Source organism: Fusibacter sp. JL298sf-3 (assembly GCF_053842995.1).
The window spans coordinates 2,996,423-3,006,957 of the sequence record NZ_CM132608.1; the positions used below are offsets into that span (position 1 = coordinate 2,996,423).

A 10,535-nucleotide genomic window follows, 5' to 3' on the forward strand; every position below is an offset into this window, starting at 1 on the left:
AGGAGGTGAGACCGATAAGTAATCAATTGCAATTAGTAAACTCGAAAGGGCCCGAAGCACTGAGTCAATCGTATGGCAAAAGCATACAGGTTATGAACGCCTTCAATACCAGCCTTCAGAACAATGTTTCCGTCATTAACAACAACATCAAACGGCATTTGGATCTCACGCAGAACAGCTATAAAGCCGTTCAAAACAACTTCTTCGACAACCGGCAAATCAACAACGTCTATGTGATGCAAACGGCCGTGGAAAGGGTCGCAGACGCCACAGCTGCCGCATCAGAGAGCCAAGCGGATCTCGCAGGTGCTTCTGAAAACAGCGCGGCGAGTCTCGAAGGGCTTTTCGGCAAACTGAAAGAAGTGGCGGGCCTCAATCTAGATGCGCAGAGTATGATGGGCTTTGCAGATGGCGTCACCCAAGCGTCTGTTAAAGTAGCGGCACTCAACGACGGCCTTCAGAGCAACTATGAACTGGAACAGAGCATACTGGCGGCCTCGCAGTCGACGAAGACCAGTTACGGTGAAACCGTACAGGCAATGACTGCAATGGAAGACGCCTTGGGAAGCGGTTTCGGTAGTACAGAGGAACTCCTGCAGTTTACAGAGCAGCTCACCATGGCGTACAAAATCGAGGGCGCCGATCCCGAACAAGTGGGCAGCGGCATGCAAGACGTCGCCGGCGGCCTCGAAGACGGCCGAATCGACACCAGTGAGCTGGCGTCAAACGGCATGATGGCAGGCGCTCTTGCAGGATCCATGGGCATTTCAGAAGGGGCGTTGACCGATTTGGCTGCCAGAGGGGCGCTCACCGCAGATTACCTCAAAAACGCCATGAGTACTTCCGCCGACGTTTTAAACGAAAAATTTTCAAAACTCCCCACCACTTTTGCTGAACTCGGCGTAATGATTCAGAACTCCATGACGAACTTCTTGGCGCCGATGATTGAACTCGTAGGTAGGGGGGCACAGTTTATCTCGAGCAACTGGTCGGTCATCGAGCCGATTATTTGGGGACTCGTTGCAGCGTATACCGCTTGGAAACTCATCACCTTTGCCACTGACTTGGCCACGAAAGGGCTCAATATGACCCTGCTAAAGAACCCGATATTCTACATCGCTCTGGCCATTGGGCTCTTGGTGGTGCTGATACGCAAGTGGATCGACTCAGTCGGTGGCCTCAGTGTGGCGTGGTTGATTGTAAAAAACAACCTGCTGCTGGGGTGGGACCTGATTAAAATCGGTTTTTACACCGGTGTGTACGCCGTTATGAACCTCTTTGACAAAATGCGGCTGGGCTTTATGCGCGTCTCCGTCGGCATTCAAAATGTCGTCGGCGATATGAAAGCAGGCGTACTCGTGTTGCTTCAAGGCCTTGTGAACGAAGGCATCGACATTATCAACGGTTTCATAGGCGTGTTAAACAGCATTAAAGGCGTCTCCATAGAAGCGGTCCAAAAAGTAACCTTCGGCACAGATGCGGCCCTGAAAAACGAGGCGGAAAAGCAAATGCGCAACGCCGAACTCGCCGACGCCGAAGACGAGATGAACGCGCGTATGAAAGAGCGCGAAGCCACGCTGGACAGCATGAAGCTGGATATGGAAAAAAACTTTGATAACCGTCAGGCAGAAATCGAAGCGGCACAAAATCAAATGCCTTCAGGGGAAGAGACCAACGGGGCACAGATGCTGGAGACCATGAATCAAACCGCCGCCAATACAGGCACCATGGCGGGGACGATGAGCATGGCAGAAGAGGATTTGAAATACATGCGCGATTTAGCAGAACAGGAGGTCATCAACCGATACACCACCTCAGAAATCAAAGTGGAGATGCACAACCAAAACGCTATCAGCTCTGATATGGACATCGACGGCGTCATTTCCACACTGGAGGACAAACTGTACGAGTCGATGATTCTCACAGCGGAAGGGGTGCATGCGTAATGGCGTATACCGTAAAACTCGGGTCGGTGGTTTTTCCCGTACCACCGCCCAAAATTGAAATCAAAGGTGCCAATCAAAACAAAACCGAAACGCTGATTAACGGCGACCACTATACCGTGCTGAAAAAAGCCGGTCTGAGAACCATCACTTTTACCGTGATGCTTCCGACAGTGCCCTTTCCGTTTGCCCACTACGAAGACGGCTTTGTACCGGCAACCGATTACATCGCCGCTGTAGAGGCGATGAAAGACATTAAGTGGCCGGTGACCTTGCGCATCTCTCGCACGGGGTCGATGTTAGCGGAAACTGAGATGAAAGTCTCCATAGAAACGTACACCGTGAGAGAAGACGTCGCTCTCGGACAAGCGCTGGAACTGGCGCTGGAGCTCAAAGAGTACAGCGGTAAAAAGACGGCGTTCGTCCTCGACACCGAAGTGGGGCGCAAGCGCGTCGAACGCATTAAAAGGCTGGACGAGAAAGCAAGCCCGCGCGAAATCGTCGTACGAAAAGGCGACACTTTGTGGAACATCGCCAAAAAATACCTCGGTGACGGCGCGCTGTACACATCCATTCACCAACTGAATAAAAACACAGTGAAAAACCCCAACAAAATTCAAACGGGGCAGACGCTGAAGCTTCCGGAAAGGCGGTGACCCATGCTGACCGTAAACATTTATAGAGGTCTCCTGCGCTTTACCCCACTTGTGGAAGGCGCTGTACAATGGGACACCGCATTTAAAGGTCAGGCGAGTAAAGCGACCCTCACCATTATCGACGACGGCAACATCGCACTTTCCGAAGGGAACACCATCACCATTGAGACGCCGACGCACCGCGTTTTCAAAGGGTACATTTTCTCCATTAAGCGCACCGAACTGCACAAACTCTCCATTACAGCCTACGACCAGATGCGCTATTTAAAAAACAAGGATACCCGAAAGTACAGCGATTTAACCGCCAGCGGTCTGATTCGCGATATCGCCGCGGACTTTATACTGGAAACCGGCGACATTGAAGAGACCGGCTACCTGCTCCCCAGCCGTATTGAAGACGACAAGAGCCTGATGGAGATGATTCAAAACGCACTGGACGAGACACAATTTCAAAACGGCAAAATGTACGCGTTTTACGACGATTACGGCGCTTTAACGCTAAAGGAACTGTCGAAAAACGGCGCGGCCAACGTCATAGAACTGGACGACATCGGCGGGTTTGACTACACGCGCTCCATTGACAAAGACACTTACAACGTCGTCAAACTCGTCTACGACAACGAAAAGAGCCAAAAACGCGATGTCTTTAAAGTACAGGATTCGCACACCATCGACCGGTGGGGGATTCTACAATACTTTGAAAAAATCAATGCCCCAGACGGTGCGCCTCAAAAGGCAGAGGGCTTGCTCAAGCTGAAGAACAAACCCGTTAAGCGCTTGTCGCTTTCAAACGTCATCGGCGATTTCGACATCCGCGCCGGGCGCCTTGTGCGCGTGGTGCTGAGGGAAAAACCCTTCCACATCGACCACCACATGATTGTGACCAAAGCGACGCACCAGGTGGACGGCGATGCCCACACCATGTCGCTGGAACTGATTGGAGGTGATTACAGTGCCTAATCTAATAGAAACCATAAAAATCGCATCACTTGAGGCCGTTGCCGCTACCAATCCCGTGGCGTTTGTCTACGGCACGGTTAAGGCGACAGAACCGCTTGAAATTGCCATCGGACAAAAGCTGACGTTGACCGCACCGCACCTGAAAGTCACCGCCGGCGTCACCGAGTACGAAACTTCAATCAGACAGCCCGGTGAGACGGCGTCTACGCCAATCGTTATCGACAACCGGCTGGCAGTGGGCGACGGCGTGCTGCTCGCCAAATGTCAAGGCGGCCAACAGTATATTGTTCTGGACAAAGTGAGGTGACGGCATGATTCCTAAAAAACCCGAAGCGTATCTCAAGGCAGAGGCCAACACATTTTTGGCCAGCAAAACATTTGAACTGAACCCGCACACCCATACCATCGGCAGCTGTGTTTCGGGACTGGACGCCATGAGACAGGCCGTCTACTTGATGCTCAGCACCGAGCGCTACAGACATCTGATTTACTCGTGGGACTACGGACTCGAACTGGCCGACCTCATTGGCGCCAACCGCGACGAGGTGACGTCGGTTATCGAACAGCGGATTCGAGAAACCCTGCTTCAAGATTTGCGCATAGAGGCGGTGACGGATTTCAAAATCGAAACACAAGGCGCTCAGGTGACGGCGACATTTGTCGTCCGCACCCTCTACGGCGACTTTACAACAGAAAAGGTGGTGACACCCCATGTATGAAGACGTAACTTACGACCAAATTCTCAGCCGCATGCTCGATGCCGTAAAGACGGCGACCCCCGACCTCGACGTGGCAGAGGGCTCGCTGCTGTACACGGCGCTGGCACCTGCTGCGGTGGAACTACAGAACATGTACATTGAACTGGATCGGGTGCTGCGCGAAGTGTTTGTGGACACCCAGTCCAGAGACTATCTTATCAGACGGTGTGAGGAGCGGGGCATCGTCCCCTATCCGGCGACACAGGCGGTTCTCAAAGGCGTGTTTGACGCACCGGTGCCCGTCGGCGCGCGCTTTTCACTGGGCACGCTTAACTACGAGGTTACCGAGGCCCTAGCGGAAGGCGGGTACAAACTGCGCTGTGAAACGGAAGGGCCCGCCGGCAACCGACAACTGGGGACGCTAATCCCCATTGAATACATCGAGGGGCTCACCGAGGCGGCACTGGTTAAAGTGCTGATTCCCGGCGAAGCGGAGGAAGATACCGAAGCCTTGAGGAAGCGTTACTACGCCTCCCTCGATGCCCAAGCTTTTGGCGGCAATATCGCCGACTACAAAGCAAAAGTCCGCACGATTCCCGGCGTCGGCGGCGTCAAAGTCTACCCGGCGTGGTCCGGTGGCGGCACGGTTAAACTGGTCATCACCGATGCCCTTTACAGAGCGGCACATGACACACTGGTGACACAAGTCAAGGCGGCGGTAGATCCCGCGGACGCCACAGGTAAAGGCAAGGGCCTCGCCCCCATAGGGCACCGCGTTACCGTCGAGAGCGTCACGGCGCGCCCGGTGGCAGTGACCTTAAACATCACCTACGAAGACGGGTGGCAATTTGCCGATGTCAAGCCTTACATTGAAGAGGCGCTAGACGCCTACTTTACCGAACTCTCGGCGACGTGGGAAGACGCGACGCAGCTGGTGGTGCGGGTCAGTCAAATTGAAACGCGACTGCTCGGTTTAACGGGCATTGTGGATCTCAGTGACACACAACTCGACGGCGTCGCAGGCAACTGCATGCTCCTGCCCGACGAGATTCCGAAGCGGGGGGCTGTCAATGGATAGAAACCTCATCGATTATTACCCCGAGGTGCTCCGACCTTACCGCGACATCAAGGCGCTGGCGGCCACCGAAGAAAAGGAACTGTCGGCGCTGTGGTCGGCACTAGAAAAGGCGCTGGACAATCAGTTTGTAAAGACTTGCGGAAAGCAGGGGCTGGAGCGGTTTGAAAGCTTGCTGGGCATTGTCCCCAAGGCATCGGACACCGACGCGGTCAGGCGCTTTCGAATCCTGACGCGCTTTAACGAACAGCTTCCCTACACGGAAAAGACCTTGCATCAACAGCTTGAGACGCTGTGCGGCAAAGGCGGTTACACTTTAGAGGTGGCACACGACGCGTACGAGGTCACTGCACGGGTGAAGATGGACGCCGAGGGCAAGTACGACGAAGTCGGCGCCTTGCTCGGGCGCATTCTCCCCGCCAACATGTCCCTCGATCTGAGCCTTTTGTACAACACCTACGCGCAGTTGATGCCCTATACCCATGCGCAGTTATCGGCGCACACACACGAAGCGTTAAGGAGGGTGAATTTATAATGGCGACTCAAACGCAACATTTGGGGCTTATCAAGGATAGCCCGTCAGACTTTTACAACTTAGATCGAATCAACGGCAACTTAGACGTCATAGACGGCGCCATCGCCGCTCTGTCCCCGACAACAGGTGCGTTGACGATTCCCACAACGGGGTGGGAGGCTCACGCCGCCGGGGGCTATAAAAAGTACGTGGCGGTAGAAGGCGTGTCTCCGGCGTCTTGGGTAGACCTCGTCGTAGACAAGTCACATCAAACGATTGCTCAAACCGCTGAAATCAACCCGACCGTAGAGGAGGTCGACGGCGGCATTATCCTCTATGCAGCTCACATCCCCACTGCGGCCATAAGCGTCGAGTACCGCAGTCAGCGGAGATAAGGGGGAACGCAATGCACAAAGTATTTGTCGACGGGTACTGTCTGCCCGTCGCCCCCAGCAAAATCGAAACCAAGACCAAAGACAACAACCAGACGGAAACCTTGCTCGACGGCGGTGAAATCAGTCTGCTAAGGGCACCGGGGCTAACTACCGTCAGTTTTAACGCCCTGATTCCGGCATTTGATTACCGATTTGCTTATTACGAAAACAAAGTGTTTTTACCACCCACGCACTTTTTACAGGTGTTTGAGGACTTGAAACTCTCCCGCAAACCCTTTAGACTGATTATTTCCAGAGTGACGCCCTACGGCGGTCTCTTTGAAACCAACATGTGGGTGAGCCTAGACGCGTACGCGTATACCGAGAGCCGCGACAACGGCGACGATTTGATGTTTACCTTAAAGTTTAAACAGTACCGGGCGCCTACGGTTTACACCGTCACAAAAGATCCGGAAAGCGGTGAAGCCTCTGCGGAAAACAAAGGGGCTCAGCGACCGACCAAAGACAAGCCCTCATCCGTCACTGTTAAAAAAGGCGATACGCTTTGGCGCATCTGTAAAAAGGCATTGGGGGACGGGGCGGCCTACAAACGCGTGGCCAAACTCAACGGCATCGCAAACCCCAATCTCATTTACCCGGGGCAGGTGATTCGATTTGAATAGGTACGAACTGCTTATCGACACCGGGGAAGACCTCATGGCGCCAATGGTGACCGGCGACATCAAATGGACTGTCGACCGATTCGGCGTCGCTGGAAAGCTCACCTTTTCCGTGATGAACACCGAGGCCCTGCACCTTTCAGAAGGCAATGCCGTGGCCTTTAAAGTAAACGGTATCGGCGTGTTCTTCGGCTTTATCTTCACTTTGGATGCCGACAGCAGACAAGTGAACATCAAGTGCTATGACCAACTCAGATACCTTAAAAACAAGGACTATGCGGTGTACAAAGGGCTGCGCGCCGACGAAATCATCCGACGCGCAGGGACTAAGTTCGGCCTCCGAATGGGGACGCTGACAGAAACCGCGTATGTTGTGCCAAAGCTGCTTCAAGAGAATCAGTCGCTCATCGATTTGTTTAGCGACGCACTGGATCACACACTGACCAACACCGGCAAGCTGTACGTGCTCTATGACGACTACGGCAAACTGACACTGAGAGATATTGAGACCATGCGTCTGAATCTCATCTACACGTCGCGTACATTGGGCGATTTTAACCTCAGCAGTTCCATTGATTCCGACACCTACAACCGCGTAGTGCTCGTGGACAACGACGGCAAAGGGCATCCCTTTACCGACGCCGATACGGTGAAACAGTGGGGCGTTCTACAACACATTGAAAAACTCGGCGAAGGCGAAAACCCCGTTGCCAAAGGGCGCAACATGCTCGCGCTGATGAACCGCAAGTCTAGGACATACAAAGGCAGCAAACTCATCGGCGACTTGCGCGTTAGAGGCGGTTCGGGAATTGGCGTACAGGTTGAACTGGGTGCGGAACGCGTTCAAGTGTACATGGTGGTTGAAAATGTCACACACACGTTTAGCGGCGGCGGTCATTTTATGGACGTCACCTTGAGAGGAGGGGCTTAGTGGCCAATTTAATCGACATCATCAAGAAAACAGCGGTAGATGCTGTTAACGCATCGAAACCCGTGGACATCGTCGTGGGCGATGTCGTCAGCACAGCGCCTTTAAAGGTGCGCATCGGTCAAAAAATCGTTCTCGACGAAGACTTTTTAATTCCCACAGCGGGGTTTCGCCAACAGACCCTTGAAGGCGACGCGGAAATAGACGGTCGCGTCACACCGCTGAAGTTGACGGTGGAAAACACGGTAGACATCGGGGATCAGCTTTTGCTTATCCGAGCGTTCAGCGGTACCGACTACATTATATTGGATCGGCTGGTGCGCGTATGATTCCTCATACGGTGCTCGACACCATTCACATGAAGCCTCAGCCGACGAAGACGTACAAAGTCGACGGCCATGTGGTCAAAGGGTTTACAGATGCCCTTAGCGCTGTGGCGCAAGCGGTGTACTTTATGCTTAACACACCGCGGTACACCTACGAAATTTACTCTTGGGACTACGGTGTGACATTTGACGACCTCATTGGCCGCACACCTGAGTTTGTGTATGCAGAAGCCAAGAGCCGTATAACAGAGGCGCTGATGACCGATGAACGCATTAAAAGCGTCGACAATTTTGACTTTAAACGCAATCGCGAAGTGGTTGAAGTGCACTTTACCGTGCGCACCCTTTACGGCGATTTTGAACACAGAAAGGCGGTGCGCCTGTAATGGCTTTTGAAAACATCACTTATACCGATCTGCTCAACAGGCTAATGGCAAAAGTGCCCGGCGACCTCGATAAACGCGAAGGCTCGCTTCTGTACAACGCACTGGCACCTGCCGCAGCAGAACTCAAGCAACTGTACATCGAACTGGATGTCGTATTAAACGAGACCTTTGCGGACAGCGCCTCTCGCACCGCCCTCATTCGGCGCGGTGCCGAGCGCGGCCTCGCCGTAAAACCCGCCACTCACGCGGTTTACAAAGGGGTCTTTGACGCAGAAGTGCCTGTGGGCACTCGGTTTTCAGCAGAGGAGAGTTTCTTTACGGTGACTGAACAGACCGGGAGCCTCGAGTACCGGCTAACTGCTGAAAGCGCCGGTTCGGCACACAACCACTTTGTCGGTTCGTCGCTGATACCGGTGGCCTACATTCCCGGACTTAAGGCGGCGATCTTAGAGGCGTTATTGATTCCCGGAGAAGATGAAGAGGATACAGAGCACTTTAGAAAGCGTTACTTCAACAGCTTCAACGCACAGGCTTTTGGCGGCAACCGAGCCGATTACACGGAAAAAGTCAACGCACTTCCCGGGGTCGGCGGTTGTAAAGTTTACAGAACGCCGGAAGGCACCGGCTCTGTGGGCATCCTGCTTATAGACAGCGCTTACGAAACGCCAAGTACAGAGCTGCTGGATTCGGTTCAAGAGACCCTTGACCCCGCGGCGTACACCGGAGAAGGCCTCGGCATCGCTCCTATTGGGCACCGAGTGCTGCTCAAAGGGGTTGAGGTGCAACACTTAACTGTGGAGACGCAGATGTCGTATGCACCGGGGTGGAACTGGGAGGCATTAGAACCTTATTTTAACGCTGTCATCGACGCCTATTTGCTGGAACTCCGAAAAGCGTGGGCACACACCGATCAGCTTATCGTCCGAATTGCTCAAATTGAATCGCGGCTCTTGAACCTTCAAGGGGTCGTCGATATTACCGGTACGCTATTAAACGGCAAGGCGCAGAACCTCGTGCTGGAACCGCATTGCGTACCGAAGAGAGGGGGGCTCGCATGATAAAGGCGGTGAACATCAAAGGGTACTGGCCGGAAGTCGTATCGAAGATTTACGCTTTTCAGGCCATTGCCGAAGCCGAAGACGCGGCCTTCTCTGAGGCGTGGGCGGCGTCACAAGCGGTTATGGACGACCAGTTTATAGAGAGTGCCACGCGCCGCGGCATCGAACGATGGGAACGGCGGCTGGGCATTGCCCCAAAGGCCAATGAAGCCTTAGAAGACCGCAAGTTTCGGTTGTTCAGCCGTTTTAACGAGCAGTTGCCGTACACTGAGCAAGCGCTGAAAGAGCGCCTGACCACTTTGTGTGGAGACGGTTTTACGGTATCGCTGGATACGGCGTCGGCTACTCTGACTGTGCGCATTGAGCTCACTGTAAAAGAGCAGTTTGAGGTGGTGGCACAGTTGCTCGAGGACATCGTGCCGCTGAATGTGGGGATTGATTTGTCGTTGAGGTATAACAGCCACGCTGTTATAAAGCGACAGACCCACGCGCAGTTGGCTGCACGTCAGCATACGCAAATTAGAGAGGAGAAGGTAGAGTGGCAAGACACACGGCAAACTACAATTTAGTGAAACCCGATGAAACGGACTTTTACGACATCAGCGTGCACAATGGGAATATGGATGTGATTGATGGGGCGTTAAAAGACATTGAAGATATAAAGGAACCACGCTCTTTGAAAGGCATCATCACGGTTGACAATACCAACTGGGTGAGTGGTTCATACGGCGATGGAATGGCCTACAGAAAACAAGTACCTGTAGTGGGGGTGACATCAGCAGACTTCCCTATAGTCGCTTTTGATTTATCAACAAAAGAAATTGCCCATGACGCGAGAACGACGCATGTCAAAAGCTATAACGGCGGTTTTTATTTGTATTCAGAGTCGATTCCGACGGGTTCGGTTACTTTTAGTTACAGAGTGATAAGGGGGTAA

General features: G+C 53.2%; 15 protein-coding genes. All 15 read left to right on the forward strand.

Going from position 1 to position 10,535, the window contains the following annotated elements:
• The first annotated feature begins 26 nt into the window (after positions 1–26).
• Genes ACR6HW_RS14220 through ACR6HW_RS14290 form a run of 15 tightly spaced genes read left to right on the forward strand, consistent with a single transcriptional unit; the run spans position 27 to position 10,535 of the window.
• Complete coding sequence (locus ACR6HW_RS14220) at positions 27–1,946, forward strand: tape measure protein (RefSeq protein WP_455728388.1); 1,920 nt, start codon at positions 27–29, stop codon at positions 1,944–1,946.
• Complete coding sequence (locus ACR6HW_RS14225) at positions 1,946–2,599, forward strand: LysM peptidoglycan-binding domain-containing protein (protein ID WP_455728389.1); 654 nt, start codon at positions 1,946–1,948, stop codon at positions 2,597–2,599. The genes ACR6HW_RS14220 and ACR6HW_RS14225 overlap by 1 nt, the downstream gene beginning before the upstream one ends.
• Before the next feature lie 3 nt (positions 2,600–2,602).
• Complete coding sequence (locus tag ACR6HW_RS14230) at positions 2,603–3,559, forward strand: XkdQ/YqbQ family protein (RefSeq protein ID WP_455728390.1); 957 nt, start codon at positions 2,603–2,605, stop codon at positions 3,557–3,559.
• The gene (locus ACR6HW_RS14235; protein ID WP_455728391.1) at positions 3,552–3,866 is read left to right on the forward strand and encodes a DUF2577 domain-containing protein; all 315 of its coding nucleotides are present in this window, start codon (positions 3,552–3,554) and stop codon (positions 3,864–3,866) included. The genes ACR6HW_RS14230 and ACR6HW_RS14235 overlap by 8 nt, the downstream gene beginning before the upstream one ends.
• Positions 3,867–3,870: 4 nt before the next feature.
• Positions 3,871–4,278 carry a DUF2634 domain-containing protein gene (locus ACR6HW_RS14240; protein WP_455728392.1) on the forward strand — a complete coding sequence of 136 codons (408 nt, stop codon included), beginning with the start codon at positions 3,871–3,873 and terminating at the stop codon, positions 4,276–4,278.
• A complete protein-coding gene (locus ACR6HW_RS14245; protein ID WP_455728393.1) occupies positions 4,271–5,335 on the forward strand; it encodes a baseplate J/gp47 family protein in 1,065 nt (354 codons plus the stop codon). Before ACR6HW_RS14240 ends, ACR6HW_RS14245 begins: the two co-directional genes overlap by 8 nt.
• Positions 5,328–5,867, forward strand: coding sequence for a putative phage tail protein (locus ACR6HW_RS14250; RefSeq protein ID WP_455728394.1), 540 nt, complete (start codon positions 5,328–5,330; stop codon positions 5,865–5,867). The genes ACR6HW_RS14245 and ACR6HW_RS14250 overlap by 8 nt, the downstream gene beginning before the upstream one ends.
• The gene (locus tag ACR6HW_RS14255; RefSeq protein ID WP_455728395.1) at positions 5,867–6,241 is read left to right on the forward strand and encodes a hypothetical protein; all 375 of its coding nucleotides are present in this window, start codon (positions 5,867–5,869) and stop codon (positions 6,239–6,241) included. Before ACR6HW_RS14250 ends, ACR6HW_RS14255 begins: the two co-directional genes overlap by 1 nt.
• Before the next feature lie 11 nt (positions 6,242–6,252).
• A complete protein-coding gene (locus ACR6HW_RS14260) occupies positions 6,253–6,903 on the forward strand; it encodes a LysM peptidoglycan-binding domain-containing protein (protein ID WP_455728396.1) in 651 nt (216 codons plus the stop codon).
• Positions 6,896–7,831 (forward strand): XkdQ/YqbQ family protein, encoded by a 936-nt coding sequence (locus ACR6HW_RS14265; protein WP_455728397.1) that lies wholly within the window; start codon positions 6,896–6,898, stop codon positions 7,829–7,831. Before ACR6HW_RS14260 ends, ACR6HW_RS14265 begins: the two co-directional genes overlap by 8 nt.
• Positions 7,831–8,157: a DUF2577 domain-containing protein gene (locus ACR6HW_RS14270; protein ID WP_455728398.1), complete on the forward strand. Its 327-nt coding sequence runs from the start codon at positions 7,831–7,833 to the stop codon at positions 8,155–8,157. The genes ACR6HW_RS14265 and ACR6HW_RS14270 overlap by 1 nt, the downstream gene beginning before the upstream one ends.
• Complete coding sequence (locus ACR6HW_RS14275; RefSeq protein ID WP_455728399.1) at positions 8,154–8,540, forward strand: DUF2634 domain-containing protein; 387 nt, start codon at positions 8,154–8,156, stop codon at positions 8,538–8,540. The genes ACR6HW_RS14270 and ACR6HW_RS14275 overlap by 4 nt, the downstream gene beginning before the upstream one ends.
• Entirely contained in the window at positions 8,540–9,598 is a 1,059-nt protein-coding gene (locus ACR6HW_RS14280; protein WP_455728400.1) for a baseplate J/gp47 family protein, read from the forward strand. Before ACR6HW_RS14275 ends, ACR6HW_RS14280 begins: the two co-directional genes overlap by 1 nt.
• Positions 9,595–10,167: a putative phage tail protein gene (locus tag ACR6HW_RS14285; RefSeq protein WP_455728401.1), complete on the forward strand. Its 573-nt coding sequence runs from the start codon at positions 9,595–9,597 to the stop codon at positions 10,165–10,167. Before ACR6HW_RS14280 ends, ACR6HW_RS14285 begins: the two co-directional genes overlap by 4 nt.
• A complete protein-coding gene (locus ACR6HW_RS14290) occupies positions 10,137–10,535 on the forward strand; it encodes a hypothetical protein (protein ID WP_455728402.1) in 399 nt (132 codons plus the stop codon). The genes ACR6HW_RS14285 and ACR6HW_RS14290 overlap by 31 nt, the downstream gene beginning before the upstream one ends.